Annotated in this window: 16 protein-coding genes; 15 read left to right on the plus strand and 1 reads right to left on the minus strand. The window is 55.9% G+C overall.

Annotation, left to right across the window (positions count from 1 at the left end; translation table 11 throughout):
• Nucleotides 1-30: 30 nt before the first annotated feature.
• Entirely contained in the window at nt 31-1,362 is a 1,332-nt protein-coding gene (locus ABVN19_RS03190) for a TRZ/ATZ family hydrolase (RefSeq protein ID WP_028943670.1), read from the minus strand.
• A gap of 109 nt (nt 1,363-1,471) precedes the next feature.
• Here ABVN19_RS03190 and mtnA point away from each other — a divergent pair, with 109 nt between their 5' ends.
• From mtnA to ABVN19_RS03265, 15 genes are all read left to right on the plus strand, one after another.
• The gene (mtnA, locus tag ABVN19_RS03195) at nt 1,472-2,548 is read left to right on the plus strand and encodes an S-methyl-5-thioribose-1-phosphate isomerase (RefSeq protein ID WP_105641721.1); all 1,077 of its coding nucleotides are present in this window, start codon (nt 1,472-1,474) and stop codon (nt 2,546-2,548) included.
• A gap of 278 nt (nt 2,549-2,826) precedes the next feature.
• On the plus strand, nt 2,827-5,454 hold the full coding sequence (gyrA, locus tag ABVN19_RS03200; protein ID WP_028943672.1) for a DNA gyrase subunit A: 2,628 nt from the start codon (nt 2,827-2,829) through the stop codon (nt 5,452-5,454).
• A 99-nt stretch (nt 5,455-5,553) separates the two neighbouring features.
• Nucleotides 5,554-6,639, plus strand: a complete 1,086-nt coding sequence (serC, locus tag ABVN19_RS03205) for a 3-phosphoserine/phosphohydroxythreonine transaminase (protein ID WP_028943673.1) — start codon at nt 5,554-5,556, stop codon at nt 6,637-6,639.
• On the plus strand, nt 6,639-7,733 hold the full coding sequence (gene pheA / locus ABVN19_RS03210; RefSeq protein WP_028943674.1) for a prephenate dehydratase: 1,095 nt from the start codon (nt 6,639-6,641) through the stop codon (nt 7,731-7,733). Before serC ends, pheA begins: the two co-directional genes overlap by 1 nt.
• A gap of 77 nt (nt 7,734-7,810) precedes the next feature.
• On the plus strand, nt 7,811-10,018 hold the full coding sequence (locus tag ABVN19_RS03215; protein WP_256585827.1) for a bifunctional prephenate dehydrogenase/3-phosphoshikimate 1-carboxyvinyltransferase: 2,208 nt from the start codon (nt 7,811-7,813) through the stop codon (nt 10,016-10,018).
• Complete coding sequence (gene cmk, locus ABVN19_RS03220; protein ID WP_105641723.1) at nt 10,015-10,701, plus strand: (d)CMP kinase; 687 nt, start codon at nt 10,015-10,017, stop codon at nt 10,699-10,701. The genes ABVN19_RS03215 and cmk overlap by 4 nt, the downstream gene beginning before the upstream one ends.
• 126 nt (nt 10,702-10,827) lie before the next feature.
• The gene (gene rpsA, locus ABVN19_RS03225; protein WP_028943677.1) at nt 10,828-12,507 is read left to right on the plus strand and encodes a 30S ribosomal protein S1; all 1,680 of its coding nucleotides are present in this window, start codon (nt 10,828-10,830) and stop codon (nt 12,505-12,507) included.
• A gap of 261 nt (nt 12,508-12,768) precedes the next feature.
• Nucleotides 12,769-13,065 (plus strand): integration host factor subunit beta, encoded by a 297-nt coding sequence (ihfB, locus tag ABVN19_RS03230; protein WP_105641724.1) that lies wholly within the window; start codon nt 12,769-12,771, stop codon nt 13,063-13,065.
• A 23-nt stretch (nt 13,066-13,088) separates the two neighbouring features.
• Nucleotides 13,089-13,322, plus strand: a complete 234-nt coding sequence (locus tag ABVN19_RS03235) for a lipopolysaccharide assembly protein LapA domain-containing protein (protein ID WP_105641725.1) — start codon at nt 13,089-13,091, stop codon at nt 13,320-13,322.
• A gap of 324 nt (nt 13,323-13,646) precedes the next feature.
• A complete protein-coding gene (locus ABVN19_RS03240) occupies nt 13,647-14,702 on the plus strand; it encodes a Wzz/FepE/Etk N-terminal domain-containing protein (RefSeq protein WP_105641726.1) in 1,056 nt (351 codons plus the stop codon).
• Nucleotides 14,703-15,320: 618 nt separating this feature from the next.
• Nucleotides 15,321-16,454: a UDP-N-acetylglucosamine 2-epimerase (non-hydrolyzing) gene (gene wecB / locus ABVN19_RS03245; protein ID WP_105641727.1), complete on the plus strand. Its 1,134-nt coding sequence runs from the start codon at nt 15,321-15,323 to the stop codon at nt 16,452-16,454.
• Entirely contained in the window at nt 16,441-17,700 is a 1,260-nt protein-coding gene (locus tag ABVN19_RS03250; RefSeq protein WP_158259226.1) for an oligosaccharide flippase family protein, read from the plus strand. The genes wecB and ABVN19_RS03250 overlap by 14 nt, the downstream gene beginning before the upstream one ends.
• The gene (locus ABVN19_RS03255; protein ID WP_105641729.1) at nt 17,697-18,824 is read left to right on the plus strand and encodes a hypothetical protein; all 1,128 of its coding nucleotides are present in this window, start codon (nt 17,697-17,699) and stop codon (nt 18,822-18,824) included. The genes ABVN19_RS03250 and ABVN19_RS03255 overlap by 4 nt, the downstream gene beginning before the upstream one ends.
• Nucleotides 18,825-18,834: 10 nt before the next feature.
• Nucleotides 18,835-19,947: a glycosyltransferase family 4 protein gene (locus tag ABVN19_RS03260; protein WP_105641730.1), complete on the plus strand. Its 1,113-nt coding sequence runs from the start codon at nt 18,835-18,837 to the stop codon at nt 19,945-19,947.
• On the plus strand, nt 19,947-21,059 hold the full coding sequence (locus ABVN19_RS03265) for a DUF1972 domain-containing protein (RefSeq protein WP_105641731.1): 1,113 nt from the start codon (nt 19,947-19,949) through the stop codon (nt 21,057-21,059). The genes ABVN19_RS03260 and ABVN19_RS03265 overlap by 1 nt, the downstream gene beginning before the upstream one ends.
• The last annotated feature ends 48 nt before the right edge of the window (nt 21,060-21,107 follow it).

The following is a 21,107-nucleotide window of genomic DNA, read 5'->3' on the forward strand; positions in this document are numbered from 1 at the left end:
TACGGGCCGGCAGACTTCGCTGCCGGCCGGTCATTCGGTACGTTCGCCGATCCGCTGGCCCCAGGCGCACGCTTTGGCATGCAGGGCCTGTTCGTCCAGGCGGGTCAGGCGGCGTTCGTCAAGCAATTGCTTGCCAGCGACCCACACATGCTTTACGCAGTCGCGGCCACTGGCATAAATCAGTTGTGAAACAGGTTCATAGATGGGTTGTTGGGCCAGGCCCGACAGGTCGAAGGCGACCAGGTCGGCGGCCTTGCCGATTTCCAGTGACCCGATCACTGCTTCCAGGCCCAGCGCGCGGGCACCGTTTAGGGTGGCCATGCGCAACGCTCTGTGGGCGTCCAGGGCGCTTGCCGAGCCGGCTACGGCCTTGGCCAGCAGGGCCGCGGTCCGCGTTTCGCCGAGCAGGTCGAGGTCATTGTTGCTGGCGGCACCATCGGTGCCCACCGCGACATTCACCCCGGCTTGCCACAGGCGCTCGACCGGGCAAAAACCGCTGGCCAGCTTGAGGTTGGATTCCGGGCAATGCACCACGCTGGTGTTGCTTTCTACCAGCAGGGCCAGGTCTTCGTCGCTGACCTGGGTCATGTGTACTGCCTGCAGGCGCGGGCCCAGCAAGCCCAGGCGGGCGAGACGTGCCAGCGGGCGCTCGCCGCGGGTGGCCAGGGATTGCTCCACTTCAAAGGCGGTTTCATGAATATGCATGTGGATCGGCGCGTCCAGTTCCTCGGCGATTACCCGGATTTTCTCCAGGTTCTCATCGCTCACCGTATAGGGTGCGTGCGGGCCCAGGGCGACGGTGATGCGTGGGTGGTGGCGCAGGTCGCCGAACAGTTCGACACCCAGCTGCAGAGCCTCTTCGGTGCTGCGCGCGCCAGGAATCGGAAAATCCAGCAATGGCACGGCAACCTGTGCGCGAATGCCACTATTGTGTACGCATTCGCTGGCGATCTTGGGGAAGAAATACATGTCGGAGAAACAGGTAATGCCGCCTTTGATCTGTTCGGCGATGGCCAGGTCGGTGCCATCACGAACGAACGCCTCGTCGACCCAGCGACCTTCAGCCGGCCAGATGTGTTCTTCGAGCCAGGTCATCAGTGGCAGGTCATCGGCCAAGCCGCGGAACAGGGTCATGGCCGCGTGGCCGTGGGCATTGACCAAGCCGGGGCTTAGCAGGCAGCCGGGCAGCTCGCGCGTTTCGCTGGCATCGAAGCGTTCAGCCTCGGCCCTGGGGCCGATGAACACGATCTTCCCCTCGCGAATCCCCAGGCCATGATCCTTCAATACCACCCCGGCAGGTTCGACAGGCACCAGCCAGGTCGGCAGGAGCAGCAGGTCGAGCGGCGTAGCGGGTTTGGGCATGGCAGGATTTCCCTGGGGTACTTGGGCTGGAGGCGAAGTATACCCGAGCGTCCGCGCCTGGGGCTCGCTATAATCGCCCGCTTTTGATGTCCGAATGACGGGGTGAGGCATGCGCGATCGACTACTGGCAGCAGAGAAGGTGAACGCCATCGATTGGCGTGATGGCGTCCTGTACCTGCTCGATCAGCGCGTTTTACCTTTCGAGCAGACCTGGCGGGCCTGTTCGAGTGCTGCCGAGGTGGCCCAGGCCATCCGCTCGATGACGGTGCGCGGCGCCCCTGCCATTGGTATCAGCGCTGCCTATGGGCTTGCCATGGCCGTTCGCCAGCGCCTGGCTGAAGGCGATGATTGGGAAATGGCCCTGGAAGAAGATTTCGAGCTGCTCGTCCACGCTCGCCCCACCGGTGCCAATTTGTTCTGGGCACTCAATCGCATGCGCGAGCGCCTGATGCGGATCAAGGAGGGTGAGGATGTGGCCGCGATCATGGAGGCCGAAGCCATCGCTATCCATGACAGTGACCGCGAAGCCAACCTGACCATGGCGCAGATGGGGGTCGACCTGATTCGCAAGCACCAGGGCAATGAGCAAGCCCTGTTGACCCACTGCAACAACGGTGCGCTGGCCACTGGCGGTTTCGGCACCGCCCTGGGGGTGATTCGAGCAGCCTTTATGGAGGGTATGGTCGAGCGGGTCTACGTCAACGAAACCCGGCCCTGGTTGCAAGGCTCGCGCCTGACCGCCTGGGAGCTGGCCGAGGAGGGCATTGCGCTGACGGTCAATGCCGACTCTGCTGCTGCTCATCTGATGAAGACCAAGGGCATTACCTGGGTCATAGTCGGTGCCGATCGCATCGCCGCCAACGGCGACGTGGCCAACAAGATCGGAACTTACCAGCTGGCGGTCAACGCGATGCACCACGGGGTGCGCTTCATGGTCGTGGCGTCGAGTTCAAGTATCGACATGAACCTGGAAAGTGGCGAAGACATCTTGCTCGAAGAACGCAGTGGCAGTGAACTGCTGGAGGTCGCTGGCAAGCGGGTAGGTGCCGATGTAGAGGCGTTCAATCCTGTATTTGATGTGACGCCGGCAGACCTTATTGATGTGATCGTGACCGAGAAGGGCGTTGTTGAACGGCCAGACACGGTAAAAATGGCGCAACTGATGTGCCGCAAGCGCTTGCATTGAGTCTTTTTCCTCGCTTGCGGCCTCCTGCGGCGGCTAACGGGCGTTACTGACGAGCAGTAGGGTAGTAGTGCCACACCGCACTCCCACCGCCTGGGCGATTGTGGTAACATCCGACGGTTTCCAAGGTGGCCCCGCGGGGCCGTCTTTACTGCGCAGATCCATGGCTTAACTCGTTGATTTGTCGTAAGTCGTTGCAAGGAGACACTTTGCAGCGGCGAGCTTCGTTCGTCCCATATGGATGTGACGAGGTTTCACCAGAAAAAGGAATCAGGCTTCTCATGGGCGAACTGGCCAAAGAAATCCTCCCGGTCAATATCGAAGACGAACTGAGACAGTCCTACCTCGACTACGCGATGAGCGTCATTGTCGGGCGTGCACTGCCCGATGCGCGTGATGGCTTGAAGCCCGTGCATCGCCGCGTTCTGTATGCGATGAGTGAACTGGGTAACGACTGGAACAAACCGTACAAGAAATCCGCCCGTGTGGTCGGTGACGTGATCGGTAAGTACCACCCGCACGGTGATACCGCGGTCTACGACACTATCGTCCGTATGGCGCAGCCGTTCTCGCTGCGCTATCTGCTGGTCGACGGCCAGGGCAACTTCGGTTCGGTGGACGGCGATAACGCCGCGGCCATGCGATACACCGAAGTACGTATGACCAAGCTGGCCCATGAACTGCTGGCCGACCTGCACAAAGAAACCGTCGACTGGGTGCCCAACTACGACGGCACCGAGCAGATTCCGGCGGTCATGCCGACCAAGATCCCCAATCTGCTGGTCAACGGTTCCAGCGGTATCGCCGTGGGCATGGCGACCAACATTCCGCCGCACAACCTCGGTGAAGTCATCGACGGCTGCCTGGCACTGATCGACAACGCCGACATCACGGTCGATGAGCTGATGCAGTTCATCCCGGGGCCAGACTTCCCGACGGCCGCCATCATCAACGGTCGCCAGGGCATTATCGAGGCCTATCGCACCGGTCGTGGCCGCATCTACATGCGCGCACGCTCCACTGTCGAAGACATCGACAAGGTCGGTGGTCGCCAGCAGATCGTCGTTACCGAGCTGCCTTACCAGCTGAACAAGGCGCGCCTGATCGAGAAGATCGCCGAGCTGGTCAAGGAAAAGAAACTCGAAGGTATCACCGAGCTGCGCGATGAGTCCGACAAGGACGGCATGCGTATCGTCATCGAGCTGCGTCGCGGCGAGGTTCCAGAGGTCATCCTCAACAACCTCTATGCCCAGACCCAGCTGCAGAGCGTCTTCGGCATCAACATCGTTGCGCTGATCGATGGTCGTCCACGGGTGCTGAACCTCAAGGACCTGCTCGAGGCCTTCGTCCGTCACCGCCGCGAAGTGGTGACCCGCCGTACCGTATTCGAACTGCGCAAGGCCCGCGAGCGCGGCCATATCCTTGAAGGCCAGGCCGTTGCCCTGTCCAACATCGACCCGGTCATCGCCCTGATCAAGGCTTCGCCAACCCCGTCCGAGGCCAAGGAAGCGCTGATCAGCACGCCTTGGGAATCCAGCGCCGTGCAGGTGATGGTCGAGCGCGCCGGTGCCGACTCCTGCCGTCCGGAGAACCTCGACGAGCAATTCGGCCTGCGCGACGGCAAGTACTTCCTCTCCCCAGAGCAGGCCCAGGCCATTCTTGACCTGCGTCTGCACCGCCTGACCGGCCTTGAGCACGAGAAGCTGCTGGCCGAGTACCAGGAGATCCTCAACCAGATCGGCGAGCTGATCCGCATCCTGAGCAGCGCCGAGCGCCTGATGGAAGTGATCCGCGAAGAACTGGAGCTGATCCGCGCCGAGTACGGCGATGTGCGTCGCACCGAAATTCTCGATGCCCGCCTGGACCTGACCCTGGGTGACATGATTCCGGAAGAAGACCGGGTCGTGACCATTTCCCATGGCGGCTACGCCAAGACCCAGCCGCTGGCCGCCTACCAGGCCCAGCGTCGCGGTGGCAAAGGCAAGTCGGCCACTGGCGTCAAGGACGAGGACTACATCTCGCACCTGCTGGTCGCCAACAGCCACACCACGCTGCTGCTGTTCTCCAGCAAGGGCAAGGTGTACTGGCTCAAGACCTACGAAATTCCCGAAGCCTCCCGTGCCGCGCGCGGTCGACCGCTGGTCAACCTGTTGCCGCTGGACGAGGGCGAGTACATCTCGACCATGCTGCCGGTCGAGGAGTACACCGAAGGTCACTTCATCTTCATGGCGACTGCCAACGGTACCGTCAAGAAGACCCCGCTGGAGTCCTTCAGCCGCCAGCGTAGTGTTGGTCTGATCGCGCTGGAACTGGACGAAGGCGACGTGTTGATTTCCGCTGCCATCACCGATGGCGAGCGTGAGGTCATGCTGTTCTCCGACGCCGGCAAGGTCACTCGCTTCAAGGAGTCCGACGTTCGCGCCATGGGCCGTACCGCCCGCGGTGTGCGCGGCATGCGCCTGGCCGAAGGTCAGAAACTGATCTCCATGATCATTCCGGAGGAGGGGAGCCAGATCCTCACCGCCTCCGAGCGTGGTTACGGCAAACGTACTGAAATCGGCGAGTTCCCCGAGTACAAGCGTGGCGGCCAGGGTGTCATCGCCATGGTCAGCAATGAGCGCAACGGCCGCCTGGTCGGTGCGGTACAGGTGCAGGATGGTGAAGAGATCATGCTGATCTCCGACCAGGGCACCTTGGTCCGTACTCGCGTCGGCGAGGTCTCCAGCCTGGGTCGCAACACCCAGGGTGTAACCCTGATCAAGCTGGCAAGCGACGAGACCCTGGTAGGCCTGGAGCGTGTCCAGGAGCCGTCCGAAGAGGAAGGCGACGAGGATTACGAGGGCGATGCTGACGCCGTCGAGACACCAGAGGCCCGGGCCGCTGGTGACGAAGAGGCGCCGCAGGAATAAACAACGCAGTAGCGCAACCCTGGTGGGGTGGTCGTGACGGCGCAGTGCTTGCGCCGTCCGGCCCGCTCCACGGACATCAAGAGCAGAGCGAGAGTGGATGTGAGCAAACGAGCCTTTAACTTCTGCGCAGGCCCTGCTGCGCTTCCTGACGCTGTACTGCAGCGCGCCCAGGCCGAAATGCTGGACTGGCATGGCAAGGGCTTGTCCGTGATGGAGATGAGCCACCGTAGCGACGACTACGTGGCGATCGCCGAAAAGGCCGAGCAAGACCTGCGTGACCTGCTGTCCGTTCCCGCCAACTACAAAGTACTGTTCCTGCAGGGTGGTGCGAGCCAGCAGTTCGCTGAAATCCCGCTGAACCTGCTGCCCGAGAATGGCACTGCCGACTATATCGAAACCGGTATCTGGTCGAAAAAAGCCATCGAGGAAGCCCGTCGTTTCGGCAACATCAACGTTGCTGCCAGCGCCAAGCCTTATGACTACCTGGCCATTCCAGGCCAGAACGAGTGGAACCTCACCCCCAACGCCGCCTACGTTCACTATGCCTCGAATGAAACTATCGGCGGCCTGGAGTTCGACTGGGTGCCGCAGACCGGTGATGTGCCGCTGGTGGTCGACATGTCGTCGGACATCCTCTCGCGTCCGATCGATGTCTCCGATTTCGGTCTGATCTATGCCGGCGCGCAGAAGAATATCGGCCCAAGCGGCCTGGTGGTGGTCATCGTTCGCGAAGACTTGCTGGGTCACGCCCGCAGCAGCTGCCCGACCATGCTCGACTACAAGGTCGCTGCCGACAACGGTTCGATGTACAACACCCCTGCCACCTATTCCTGGTACCTCTCGGGCCTCGTGTTCGAGTGGCTGAAGGAGCAGGGCGGCGTCGAGGCGATGGAGCAGCGCAACCGCGCCAAGAAAAACCGCCTGTACGGTTTCATCGACAGCAGCGACTTCTATACCAACCCGATCAGCCTCAATGCCCGTTCATGGATGAACGTGCCGTTCCGCCTGGCTGACGAACGTCTGGACAAGGCCTTCCTGGCTGGTGCTGACGCGCGTGGCCTGCTCAACCTCAAGGGGCATCGTTCAGTTGGCGGCATGCGTGCCTCGATCTACAACGCCCTGGGGCTGGATGCTGTAGAGGTGCTGGTCGCCTACATGGCCGAATTCGAGAAGGAGCACGGCTGATGTCGGAGCAGGAACTCAAGGCGCTGCGGGTGCGCATTGACAGCCTCGACGAGAAAATTCTCGAGCTGATCAGTGACCGTGCCCGCTGCGCCCAGGAAGTTGCGCGGGTGAAGATGGCTGAATTGCCGGCCGGCGAAGAGCCGATCTTCTATCGTCCCGAGCGTGAAGCGCAAGTGCTCAAGCGCGTCATGCAGCGTAATCAGGGGCCGCTGGGCAACGAAGAGATGGCGCGGTTGTTCCGTGAAATCATGTCCTCGTGCCTGGCGCTTGAGCAGCCGCTCAAGGTCGCTTACCTCGGGCCTGAGGGTACCTTCACCCAGGCCGCGGCCATGAAGCACTTCGGTCACGCAGTGATCAGCAAGCCGATGGCCGCGATCGACGAAGTGTTCCGTGAGGTGGCGGCCGGCGCTGTCAACTTCGGCGTGGTTCCGGTCGAGAACTCCACCGAGGGTGCGGTCAACCACACCCTGGACAGCTTCCTCGAACACGACATGGTCATCTGTGGCGAAGTCGAGCTGCGTATTCACCACCACCTGTTGGTGGGCGAGAACACCAAGACCGACAGCATCAGTCGCATCTACTCTCACGCCCAATCGCTGGCCCAGTGCCGCAAGTGGCTGGATGCGCATTACCCCAACGTTGAGCGAGTTGCTGTTTCAAGCAATGCCGAGGCAGCCAAGCGCGTCAAGGGTGAGTGGAACTCGGCAGCGATCGCGGGCGATATGGCCGCAGGCCTGTACGGCTTGACTCGTCTGGCCGAGAAGATTGAAGACCGTCCGGATAACTCCACGCGCTTCCTGATGATTGGTAGTCAGGAAGTGCCGCCGACCGGCGACGACAAGACCTCGATCATTGTGTCGATGAGCAACAAGCCGGGCGCTCTGCACGAGCTGCTGGTGCCGTTTCACCAGAACGGTATCGACCTCACGCGTATCGAAACCCGCCCTTCGCGCAGCGGAAAATGGACCTATGTATTCTTCATCGACTTCATGGGACATCACCGTGATCCGCTGATCAAGGCCGTGCTGGAGCAAATCAGCCAGGAAGCCGTGGCCCTCAAGGTGCTGGGTTCGTATCCCAAAGCGGTACTTTGAGGTAATGAATGGCGAACAAGCAGTATTGAACAGGGTCCAGCTCCGTGGTTGAACATGTGGTAAGCAAGGTCGAGCCGATCATTGGCAGGCTGGTTGTGGTCGGTCTGGGGCTCATCGGTGGCTCCTTTGCCAAGGGGCTGCGAGAAAGCGGCTTGTGTCGCGAGGTGGTCGGTGTCGACCTGGATCCGCAGTCGCGCAAGGTGGCGGTGGAGCTGGGGGTGGTCGATCGCTGCGAAGAAGACCTTGCCGCTGCCTGTATCGGAGCCGATGTCATCCAGTTGGCGGTACCGATCCTGGCTATGGAAAAGCTCCTGGCTCGCCTGGCCCAGCTTGATCTCGGGCGTGCAGTGCTGACCGATGTCGGAAGCGCCAAGGGCAATGTAGTGCGTGCCGCTCGCGAGGCGTTTGCCGAGCGGCTGGCATGCTTCGTGCCCGGCCATCCGATTGCCGGCTCCGAACAGAGCGGAGTGGAGGCCTCCAATGCCGCACTGTTCCGTCGCCATAAAGTCATTCTTACCCCATTGGCAGAAACCGATCCGGCTGCACTGGCCCTGGTCGATCGTCTGTGGCGCACTCTGGATGCGGACGTCGAGCACATGCAGGTCGAGCGCCACGACGAAGTGCTGGCGGCGACCAGTCACCTGCCGCATTTGTTGGCTTTTGGCCTGGTTGACTCCCTGGCCAAGCGCAATGAAAACCTGGATATCTTTCGTTACGCTGCCGGGGGGTTCCGCGATTTTACAAGAATCGCGGGTAGCGACCCGGTCATGTGGCACGACATCTTTCTCGCTAACCGCGAAGCTGTCCTGCGCACACTGGATACATTTCGCAGCGACCTCGACGCCTTGCGCGACGCGGTCGATGCAGGGGATGGGCACCAATTGCTGGGCGTTTTCACGCGCGCCAGGGTTGCCCGCGAGCATTTCAGCAAAATCCTGGCCCGTCGGGCCTATGTGGACGCTATGAACTCCAATGACCTGATTTTCCTGGCAAATCCTGGTGGCCAATTGTCTGGCCGTATTCGCGTACCAGGCGACAAATCGATTTCCCATCGCTCGATCATGCTTGGCTCTCTGGCTGAAGGCACTACCGAAGTCGAAGGTTTCCTTGAAGGTGAAGACGCCCTGGCGACCCTGCAAGCGTTCCGTGACATGGGTGTGGTCATCGAAGGTCCGCACCATGGTCGTGTGACGATCCATGGTGTTGGCCTCAATGGCCTCAAGCCGCCGCCCGGCCCGATTTACCTGGGTAATTCCGGTACTTCGATGCGCCTGCTGGCCGGTCTGCTGGCCGCTCAGCCGTTCGATACCGTGCTGACTGGCGATGCCTCGCTCTCCAAGCGGCCGATGAACCGTGTCGCCAACCCGCTGAGGGAAATGGGTGCGGTGATCGAGACTGCAGCGGAAGGGCGTCCGCCGATGACCATTCGTGGCGGTCACACGCTCAAGGCGCTGACTTATACGCTGCCAATGGCCAGTGCCCAGGTGAAATCCTGCCTGCTGCTGGCAGGCCTGTACGCTGAAGGCAAGACCACCGTCACCGAGCCGGCCCCGACCCGCGATCATACCGAGCGTATGCTGCGTGGCTTCGGTTACAGCGTGAATGTTGACGGTCCTACCGCCTCTCTCGAGTCGGGCGGCAAGCTGACTGCAACCCATATTGAAGTACCGGCAGATATCTCCTCTGCGGCGTTCTTCCTTGTTGCGGCGTCGATTGCCCAGGGTTCGGAGCTGGTGCTCGAGCATGTAGGTATCAACCCGACACGTACTGGAGTGATTGATATCCTGCGCCTGATGGGTGGCGATATCACCCTGGAGAACCAGCGCGAAGTTGGTGGTGAGCCGGTTGCCGACCTGCATGTGCGCGGTGCCCAGCTCAAGGGGATCGAGATTCCTGAGCATCTGGTGCCGCTGGCCATCGACGAGTTCCCGGTGTTGTTCGTGGCTGCAGCTTGCGCAGAAGGCCGTACTGTACTGCGTGGCGCGGAAGAGTTGCGGGTCAAGGAGTCCGATCGGATCCAGGTCATGGCTGATGGTCTGCTGGCCCTGGGTGTAAAATGCGAGCCGACTCCGGACGGCATCATCATTGACGGCGGCCCAATCGGTGGCGGCGAAGTGCACGGGCATGGCGACCATCGTATCGCTATGGCTTTCAGCGTGGCCTCGCTGCGCGCTACTGCGCCGATCCGCATCCATGATTGCGCCAACGTCGCTACTTCCTTCCCGAACTTCCTGGCCTTGTGTGCCGAAGTCGGGATCCGTGTTGCAGAAGAGGGCAAGTCGTGAGCCTGAAAGCGCCAGTCATTACCATCGACGGTCCAAGTGGTTCGGGTAAAGGTACCGTCGCTGGCCTTTTGGCGCGTGAGCTGGACTGGCGTTTGCTTGATTCGGGGGCTCTGTATCGCTTGCTGGCCTTTGCCGCGAGCAATCATGGCGTTGACCTGACCAACGAAGAGCTGCTGGTTACGCTGGCTGCGCACCTGGATGTGCAGTTCATCGCTGCAGAACCTGGCAAGTTGCAGCAGATCATTCTAGAGGGTGAGGATGTCAGTAATGTCATTCGTACCGAAACCGTTGGTGCCGGCGCCTCGATGGTAGCTTCGCTGCCAGCGGTTCGCGATGCCTTGCTCCAGCGTCAGCGCGCATTTCAAGAGGCACCAGGCCTGATTGCCGACGGCCGCGACATGGGCACTGTGGTGTTCCCTGACGCTCCGCTGAAGGTTTTTCTGACCGCCAGTGCCGAGGAACGTGCTCGTCGCCGTTACTTGCAGTTGAAGTCCAAGGGTGAAGATGTTAGTCTGTCGAGTCTGCTAGATGAGATTCGTGCGCGTGACGAACGCGACACCCAGCGCGCAGTGGCCCCGCTCAAGCCGGCGGCCGATGCGATCCAGCTGGACTCCACGGAGCTGTCCATCGAGCAGGTGCTGGAACGTATCAAGAGCGAGATCGCCCTGCGCGATATCGCCTGATAACCAGGGAGGCAAGCAGGGGCACCAGTCAACGTCCTGCTGGCTTTCCTTTTATATGAACGAAACCCACATTGTCTGGAATGTGGCTGATGGGCGTATGTCTCGCCCTAATCTACAGGAATTAAAATGAGCGAAAGCTTTGCAGAACTCTTTGAAGAAAGCCTGAAAACCCTCAATCTTCAGCCGGGTGCGATCATCACCGGTATCGTTGTCGACATCGACGGCGACTGGGTTACCGTACACGCTGGCCTGAAGTCCGAGGGCGTCATCCCGCTCGAGCAGTTCTACAACGAAGCTGGCGAGCTGACCATCAAGGTCGGTGACGAAGTTCACGTTGCGCTGGACGCGGTCGAAGACGGCTTTGGCGAAACCAAACTGTCCCGTGAAAAAGCCAAGCGCGCCGAGTGCTGGATTGTTCTGGAAGCAGCTTTCGCCGCCGAAGAAGTGGTCAAGGGCGTTATCAACGGTAAGGTTAAGGGCGGCTTCACTGTCGACGTTAACGGTATCCGTGCGTTCCTGCCGGGCTCCCTGGTTGATGTCCGCCCAGTGCGCGACACCACCCACCTGGAAGGCAAAGAGCTGGAATTCAAGGTCATCAAGCTGGACCAGAAGCGCAACAACGTTGTCGTTTCCCGTCGCAGTGTCCTGGAAGCCGAAAACAGCGCCGAGCGCGAAGCTCTGCTGGAATCGCTGCAGGAAGGCCAACAGGTCAAGGGTATCGTCAAGAACCTCACCGACTACGGCGCATTCGTGGACCTGGGTGGCGTCGATGGCCTGCTGCACATCACCGACATGGCCTGGAAGCGTATCAAGCACCCATCGGAAATCGTCAATGTTGGCGATGAGATCGATGTCAAGGTTCTGAAGTACGATCGCGAGCGTAACCGTGTATCCCTGGGTCTGAAGCAACTGGGTGAAGACCCATGGGTTGCTATCAAAGCTCGTTACCCAGAAAGCACTCGCGTAATGGCGCGTGTAACCAACCTGACCGACTACGGCTGCTTCGCAGAGCTGGAAGAAGGCGTGGAAGGTCTGGTGCACGTTTCCGAAATGGACTGGACCAACAAGAACATCCACCCTTCGAAAGTCGTACAAGTCGGCGACGAAGTGGAAGTCATGGTTCTGGACATCGACGAAGAGCGTCGTCGTATCTCCCTGGGCATCAAGCAGTGCAAGTCGAACCCATGGGAAGACTTCTCTGGCCAGTTCAACAAGGGCGACAAGATCTCCGGCACCATCAAGTCGATCACCGATTTCGGTATCTTCATTGGTCTGGACGGCGGCATCGACGGTCTGGTTCACCTGTCGGACATCTCCTGGAACGAAGTCGGCGAAGAAGCCGTGCGTCGCTTCAAGAAGGGCGACGAGCTGGACACCGTCATCCTGTCTGTTGATCCAGAGCGTGAGCGCATCTCGCTGGGCATCAAGCAGCTGGAAAGCGATCCGTTCTCCGAGTACGTTCAAGCGAACGACAAGGGTGCAATCGTTAAGGGTGTTGTAAAAGAAGTTGACGCCAAAGGCGCCATCATCACCCTGGCCGACGACATCGAAGCCACTCTGAAGGCTTCCGAAATCAGCCGTGACCGCGTTGAAGACGCGCGTAACGTCCTGAAGGAAGGCGAAGAGATCGAAGCCAAGATCATCAGCGTTGATCGTAAGAGCCGCGTGATCAGCCTCTCCATCAAGTCGAAAGACGATGCTGAAGAGCGTGAAGCTATCCAGAGCCTGAAAGAAACTGCTCCGGAAGCTGCTGCTGACACCACCATGGCTGCGCTGCTGCGTCAGGCAATGGCCAAACAGAACTAAGTTCTGCTTGGATAGAAAAAGGGCGACTTCGGTCGCCCTTTTTTGTGCCTGGCGTTTGGCCTTGTTCTGCTAGAGGGTGGCTCGCTGTAACCCTTGTGCTGGCTGGGTTTGTGATGATGTCGCGCGCAGAGGGGTGTTTATCCTTGACGGGGGCTACGCAAGATTCTTCGATTAAGTCAATAAGCGCCCTGTTCAAATCTCTCAGGTCATGCTAAAAACTATGAAGCAATGATCTAGCTGCTTGATAAAGAAGGGAAAAATATGACGAAGTCGGAGCTGATCGAACGTATTGTCACCCATCAAGGGCTGCTCTCATCCAAGGATGTCGAGCTGGCCATCAAGACTATGCTTGAGCAAATGTCGCAGTGCTTGGCTACTGGTGATCGGATCGAGATCCGGGGCTTCGGTAGCTTTTCCCTGCATTACCGCGCACCGCGAGTGGGGCGTAACCCGAAGACTGGTCAATCGGTGAGCCTAGACGGTAAATTTGTACCGCACTTCAAGCCGGGGAAAGAGTTGCGGGATCGGGTGAATGAAGATGAAGGGTCGCAGGTTTAAGGCTGTCTGAAATAGGAATTATTATGCACAACCTTAAGCGTTTGCTGTCGGTTTTGTTCGTGGTGGTAGTGGCCACCGTCATTTTGTTGTTTGTGCTTGAAAATCAGCAAACTGCTGCTTTGACGCTGTTCGGTTGGACTGCACCCGAAATGCCAGTGGCGGTGCTCGTTGTGCTGGTGTTGTTGGTTGGTTTGCTGATAGGTCCGCTGATTGGTGCGTTTCTCGCTTTGCGAAAAAGGCGTCGCGTCGGCGCGTGAGCCTCAGCTACACAAGCTGAATTGCTGGTGTCCACCATTGGTCAATCATTCAATTTCTACTGCAGTTTTCCGATGGTTGGCGGCGGGAAGAGGGAACCTTGAAGGTCGAAGGAAAGTCAAAATCACCTGCATCTTTGGTTGGCCGAGTTAGTTAGGCTGGCGACGATCATTTATAATGATTACTTTTCAGGGTGAAAAAGTAAGCAAGGTAATATCTGTCGGTATAGCTGATTTTTGTTTCTCTATTTGTAAGATTGGTTTTTGTTGGGCGCCTTGCTGTAGAGGTCGTGAATAGTCGATGAGACGGAAAGGAAAGTTAAATAAATGACAAACGCTAAAGAACGTTTGATTGAAGACGAAAATGACTTGGTCGAGTTGCTCAAAGGTTTGTGGCAGCAAAGGATTGTTATTTTTACTGTGGCTGCTGTTGTTACGCTCTCTGCACTTATCTATGTGTTGTTGGCTACACCTGTTTACGAGTCAAAGGTGTTTATCGAGCCGCCCACGCAAAACGATATCGCGCACTTGAATAGTGGGCGCGGCGCGGATACTGGGCTTGAGGTTATTACGATCAAGAATGTCTACGACGTTTATCTGAGGCGCCTGCAGTCTGAGTCTTTGCGTCGTGTTTTTTTTCAGAAAGTCTACTTGCCTTCGCTGCCTGAAGAGAAACGTAAGGGGTCGCAGGATAAGTTGTATAATGATTTCAACAAGGTGCTGACTGTGGCTGTTGCGGCCAAGGACACTCCTGACCGCTTCGTTGTGAGCGCTAATGCTGAACTTCCGCAGCGTGCAGCTGAGTGGGTCGTGGATTACGCTAGAAAAGCCGGAGACTTGGCTAAAAAAGAAGTGCTTACCAATGTCAAGAGTGACGCGACGGTCAAGGCTAATAACCTGCAACAGCAAGTCACGATCGCCCAGGAAAGTATGCGTAAACAGCGTGAGGATGAGGTTGTGCAGTTGCAGGAAGCGCTGGTCGTGGCCAAGTCGATTGGTTTAGAAAGGCCGTTGATTATTTCCAGTAGCTTTTCCACGAGCTCACCTGCTATGACCGAGGGCTCGATGGCTTATATGCGGGGCAGCAAGGCGTTGGAAGCGGAAATCAATAACCTGAAAAGCCGTAAGTCTGATGACCCTTTCATCGAAAAAATCAGACCAAAAGAGGCTGCCTTGGCCTTCTACCGTGGCTTGAGTGTTGATCCGAAAGTGATTGAAGTTTACCGGCAGGATGGTGTCGTGGAGCTGTCGGATCAGCCTGTTAAGCCTAAGAAGTTGTTGGTAGTGGTGTTGGCGCTGGTGATAGGGAGCATGCTGGGGTTGGTGCTGGGTTTTGGTCGCAACTTGTTGCTCAAGACGCCTGTTTCTTTGCGTTCGTCGTAACGATTTCGTGGCAGGTTGAAAGAATGCGGCTTCACCTTCAGGGTGGCTTCGTGGTGCTGAAAATGTCACAATCCTTTCCTCAGCATCTGCCCGGAATGGTGGGCGCTAGTCGGTGGCGATGAGTCAGTGCATCATCATTGCTGCTAATTGATCCGCTCAAACTCATACGATCGGGCTTCGGTGTGGCGAGCAATAAGTATTTCGGTTTTGATCTCTCTAAAGTCGGCTTTTTCTCAGAGGTGGCGAATTTGTGGGGGCAGCGATGGCCCGCGATGGCGCGTGCATGCCTCGACGAAAAATGTGCAAATCAAGATCAAGCCGATGCTTGTTTTGGGTATGTGCCTTCTTCAGTTGATGTGCTCCGCTGCGCCTTGGCGGCTGGCCGCTTCGCGATCCTGGGAGGGCAGCCGGAACCCTATTCCTGTGTCGAATCCGCCGTTGAGCTACCTGAAAATTTGGCCTTGACTGCGTCAGCAGCCCTAACAGTCTCGTCTACTGCGTTCTGCTCAAGCAGATCATATGCGAGCAACGCTTACAGTTATCGAGCATGATCACCGAATTACGATAGTAAAATAGAATTTATTGTTGAGTCAGAAGCCGACTCAAGGAGCATTTTACGTGAAGACCCTGTGTGTATTTGGCACTCGACCTGAAGCAATAAAGATGGCGCCTTTGGTTCTTGCGCTCGCGAGCGATAAGCGTTTCGAGGCAAAGGTTTGTGTCACAGGGCAGCACAGGGAAATGCTCGATCAGGTTCTGGACTTATTTTCCATCGAGCCAGATTTCGACTTGAGCATCATGAAGCCAGGTCAAGATCTCACCGACGTGACCACGGCAATTTTGCAGGGTATGAAGACGGTATTTAGTCAGTTCAAACCTGATGTGGTGCTGGTACATGGTGATACGGCCACTACGTTTGCAGCAAGTTTAGCGGCTTACTACGAGCAGATCCCTGTCGCTCATGTGGAAGCAGGTCTACGTACAGGAAATATTTATTCCCCATGGCCAGAAGAAGCAAATCGCAAACTGACCGGTGCCTTGGCCAACTTGCATTTCGCGCCTACCGAGACCTCTCGGGCTAATCTGTTGCGTGAAGGCATTGATCCGCAAAGTATTTTGGTTACCGGTAATACAGTCATCGATGCACTGCTGGATGTGGTCGAACGTTTGGAAGAGGATGTAGAGCTGCGGGTCGAGGCGGCTGCACCTTCTGCGTTCGTTGATGCTGAGCGAAAGGTGATTTTGGTCACTGGGCACCGTCGTGAGAGTTTTGGTGGTGGTTTTGAAAGAATTTGCGAGGCTCTTAGGGCGGTGGCGTGTCAACACCCGGATGTTGATATTGTTTATCCAGTACACCTGAACCCGAATGTACGAGAGCCGGTCAATCGCCTGCTTTCCGGTATCGACAATATCCACTTGATAGCACCGTTGGATTACTTACCTTTTGTTTATTTGATGAGTCGTTCCCACATTATTTTGACTGACTCCGGTGGTATTCAGGAGGAGGCGCCGTCTCTCGGGAAACCGGTGTTGGTTATGCGCGACACCACTGAACGTCCTGAGGCGGTTGCTGCGGGTACGGTGAAGCTAGTAGGCACGGATGCGGAAAATATCGTTCGCGAGCTTGATCATCTACTGACTGATTCAGCGTCCTACAACGAAATGAGTTATGCGCATAATCCCTACGGTGACGGCAAGGCATGTGCACGTATCGCCGAGGCACTATACGGTTTTAAAAATGCCGCTCGCTAGCCGCTGGCTGGAAAGTGATTTGGGAAGGGTTGTGCGTAACTCTTCCTATTTGCTATGCGTGCATGGTGGTAATTACGTTGTTCCCTTGGTAGTTCTCTTTTATCTCGTAAAGATTCTGGGGGTCGAGTCTTTTGGTGTCTACGCAATTTGTGCTGCTGTTGCCGCCTATGTTCAAGTGATTATTGATTATGGTTTTTCTCTAACCGGATGCCGGGCGGTGGCGCAGAATAAAGGAGACCTGCGCTTTGTCTCGGGCGTATTTTGGGAGGTTTTGCTTTCCAAACTCCTAGTTGCCAGTCTGGTTTTATTAGTCTGCGTGTTATGTTTCTGGTTGATTGGATTGGATCAGAATATCTTCCTGCCAGCAGTTTTATCCGCCGTTTTTGTGTCGTTAACTCCAGTTTGGTTCTTTCAGGGACTTGAGTCGTTTCGTGGAGTCACTTTTTTCAATGTGACGGGTAAAGTGCTTTCCTGTATTCCGGTTGTGCTGTTGGTGAAGGGGCCGGGAGATTTGTATGTTGTATTTTATTCGCAAGCGTTTTTTGCGTTTCTTGTGATGCTGGTAGTGTACTTTCATATTTTTCAGGCTGGGCTTGTGCTCAAGGTGCCGGTGGCGGACTTGAATGTCGGGCGGCAGTTGCGAGAGGGCTGGCATATTTTCTCGGCAACACTGTCATCGATGGTGATTACCAATGGGGGTACGTTGTGGTTGGGGGCAAACTATCCCAGCTCGGTAGTTGGGGTGTACGCCAGCGTTGAGCGTATCGTCAAGGCAGTCAGCAGTCTGTTTGTTCCATTGAGTCAGGCAATTTATCCAATCAATAGCCGTGCGTTCGGAGCGGGGGTCAAGGTCGGGCTTCGCTCGGTGCTGCTCACGGGGGGTGCCTTTATGACAGTGGGCGTTTTTGTTGCGCTCGCTTTTCTGTTGTCATACTCGTTCTTCTTGGATTTTTTTAATTACCCTGAGCAAAGCTTTACATATTTCAAGCTGTTTTCAGCTTGGATTGTGATGGGGGTTATCAACAACGTACTGGGCACTCAGTTGTTGACTGCGGGTGGTCATCCTCGTGTCTACGCAAAATGCTTTTATGTAACGGCGCTGGTTTTTGTCGCAGCGGCCTACGTGATGATTGGTGCCTATGCCGGGTTGGGTGCGGTCTATTCGCTTCTGGTCGCAGAAGCCGTATTGTCGATGCTCTTGCTGCTATCGAGTGTCATGGTTTTCAGGCGAGAAGGCTTTAGATGAAGCGGCGAAGTGCAGAAGTTTTTCTACTGTCTCTTTTGGTTTTTTTCTCATTGGGAAACACCTTTGTTCCGTTTGGTGGGGACAAGCTGTGTTTTCTGCTGTTCGGCCTGGTCGTTGCGCTGGGAGGATTCCGCACTGCCAGTTTCTACAGCAGACGGTTTCTAGTAATCACGCTTTTTTCTGCGCTTTGGTTTCTGGTGTTTTTGATGTCTGCCGGAAAGTTGTCGACGAAATCTGATTTTTACCTTGTTCTATTTTTCTTCGCAGTTACCTCGATGGTGGTTTTGTTTATCCCCAATCAGCGTTCAGACTTGTCGGTGTGTTTTATCTATCCGCTGACGATTCACGCGCTCGTTGGTGTGGCCTTACTGGGTGCTTCCTATACTCTGGGATTAAATGAATGGGTGGAGCCGCTGTGGGGTAAGGGGATGCCGGATGTATACGCCGCTAAAGGTTTTGCGACGACTCCTCAAACCTACTCGACCCTGTCGTCCCTTGCACTTATCATGCTGCTGTACTTCGGCTCGACAATTCGTGGAGGGGTGAAGCTACTGATTGGACTGGCTAATACTCTGGCGATCTTTACGTCGCTCAACAGGGTCTGGATGTTGTTCTTGACCTTGCTGGTAGGGGGGCGAGTTATAAGGAGTGTGGTAACTTTTTCTCTGGCTGTGGTTGCAGTAGCCCTGTTTTTCATTGCGTTTTCTAATGTGCTGGTATTTTCAGGAACCATTTCTTCACGATTTGAAATGATGGAGCTGTTAGTAGATTTTTTCGTTCGACAGAATACAATCGCTATGCTGTTCGGAGACCCGTTTTATGAGGGGGTTTACTTTCAACTTCATGGGGCTGATTTTTATTATGTAGAGTCCGGACCTTTCTTTGTTGCGCTAAATTTTGGTTTGGTCGGGTTGCTGGTTGTCTATGGCTTTTTCGTTGCGTGGCTGTTTTATCTGCTACCGCATTCGAAATTATTATTCTTTTACTCGGCTTATTACCTTATTTTTGTTCAGGTGGCGACGCACGAGTTTTTGTCTATTTCGTTCTGGTTGTATTGGATTGTATCGATATTGATTGTTCGGCATCTGCGGAGTCGGCGGGCTAAGACGGACATGGCTAATTAGGGGTGTAGGGATGAAAGTGCTTTTTTGTGTTCGTCATAATTTTCACAGTTCGCCAGGCGGGGCACAGATACAGATATTGAAAACCAAAGCGGGCTTGGAGAAGCTTGGTGTTCACTGCGATTTGACTACAACACCCTATGGTGTTGACTATGCAGCCTATGACATTCTGCACTTGACTGATTTGACTTGGATCTACGATATCCTCGAATACCTTCAAGAGATTCAGCGGAGCGGGTGCTCAACCAAAAGGGTGCTATCTACCATCTATTGGCCTTTTGACGACTATGCGGCCAACGGCGCCCCCCCCCTTCAATCATTGGTCTATCGCCTCTTCGGTGTTGGTGGTTTTGAACGTGCCAAGGCAGTTGCAAAATTTCTGCTGCGGCGGGAAAAAATTTACCTGAAGGGTGTTTTTAATAACTACATTGATACACAGCGCAAGATTGTTCAGTCGATGGACATGTTGTTGCCTAACTCCGAGTTAGAGTTCGAGGCGCTTGCATCGAGGTTGAACGTCAAGAAGCCGAGTTACAGGGTTATCAATAACGCAGTAGACACAAATGTTTTCGACGCAGTTGCTGCTGCAAAAATTAACCGACGCAACGACCTAGTCACGTTCGTTGCGCGCATTGACGCTCGAAAGAACCAGTTGGGATTCCTGCGTTCGGTGATGAACGAAACGTTTACCATTCGCTTTATTGGTAATCCTGGGCCGAATAGCGAAGGGTATTTCGAGAAACTCAAGGCCTTGGCTAAACGTCGAGGCAATGTCGAGTTTTTCTCTCACCTGTCACAGGAAGAAGTCTTCCGGCATATGCTCGAAGCCAAGGCAAATGTGTTGACCAGCTGGATTGAGACCCCTGGCTTGGTCAGCTTGGAAGCGGCCTACGCCGGTTGTAATATTGTCGTCTCGGCCAAGGGTTCGGTTAAAGATTATTTCAGGGGTTATGCATACTATTGCGACCCTGCTGATGAAGCATCAATGCGTTCGGCTGTTAACCTGGCGCTGAGCAATGACTATAATCCGCAAATTCGTGAGCTTATAAGCTCGGAATATAGTTGGGAATATGCGGCAAAGCAGACATTTCATGCCTACCATTCAGTTTTGAACGGATCGAATTGATGAGTACTCGTAGCCTCACTGTCCTGGGGATCAGGGGTGTGCCCGCCCAGCATGGCGGTTTTGAAACTTTTGCTGAAAAACTAGCACCCTACCTTGTCACTCAGGGGTGGCAAGTTACTGTTTATTGCCAGGAAGATGGCGAGGGCGCCATTAGGGAAAGTTACTGGAAGGGGGTGCGGCGCATTCACATTCCTGTTCGTCAAGCGGGTGCCACAGGCACTATCGTATTTGACTGGAAGGCTACATATCATGCACTTTCCCAGCGTGGACTATTTTTGACATTGGGTTACAATACCGCAATTTTTAACTTCCTACAACGGCTCAAAGGTCAAGTCAATGTTATCAACATGGATGGCATTGAGTGGCGCCGAGAGAAGTGGGGAAAAGTCGCCAAAACCTGGTTTTGGCTGAACGAGCGAGCAGGGTGCTGGATTGGTAACCATCTGGTCGCCGATCATCCCAAGATCAAGGATCACCTTGCTACGCGTGTATCGGCCGAGAAAATCACCATGATTCCCTATGGTGGTGATGAAGTGCTGGCAGCAGATGCCGGTCTGCTGGATCGTTTTGTTCTACAACCCGGTCAGTTCTCCGTCATCATTGCACGGCCAGAGCCCGAGAACTCTTTCTTGGAAATGGTTCGAGCGTTCAGTGCCAAGACCCGTAATCACCGTCTGGTGGTGTTGGGCAACTTCAACCCACAGGCAAATGCCTACCACCGCCAGGTGATGGACGCAGCCAGTAGCGAGGTGTTATTTCCAGGCGCGATCTACGAAGCGCCGGTCGTCCAGGCGTTGCGTTATTTCAGTCGTTTTTATTTGCATGGTCACCGTGTTGGCGGCACGAACCCTTCGTTGGTCGAAGGGTTGGGGGCAGGTTGCGCAGTGATCGCGCACGACAACCATTTCAATCGTTGGGTGGCAGGACCTGAAGCCGCATATTTTGCTAATGAAGGTGCCTGCGAGGCGCTATTTGATCGATTGCTGGTCGATGAAGAGGCCGTAGCGGCGATGAAGTCCGCAAGTCGCAACCGCTTCCTTGAGCGGTTCACCTGGGGGCGTATTCTGCAAGAGTATGAGAGCTTGTTAATCGACTGGCATCCAAGCAAATAGCTGTTTGTGCCACGAACATCGTAAATACCCACTGGCTTCCAGGGGCAT

Origin of the sequence: Pseudomonas vranovensis, from assembly GCF_040438935.1 — a bacterium.
Lineage (GTDB): Bacteria > Pseudomonadota > Gammaproteobacteria > Pseudomonadales > Pseudomonadaceae > Aquipseudomonas > Aquipseudomonas vranovensis.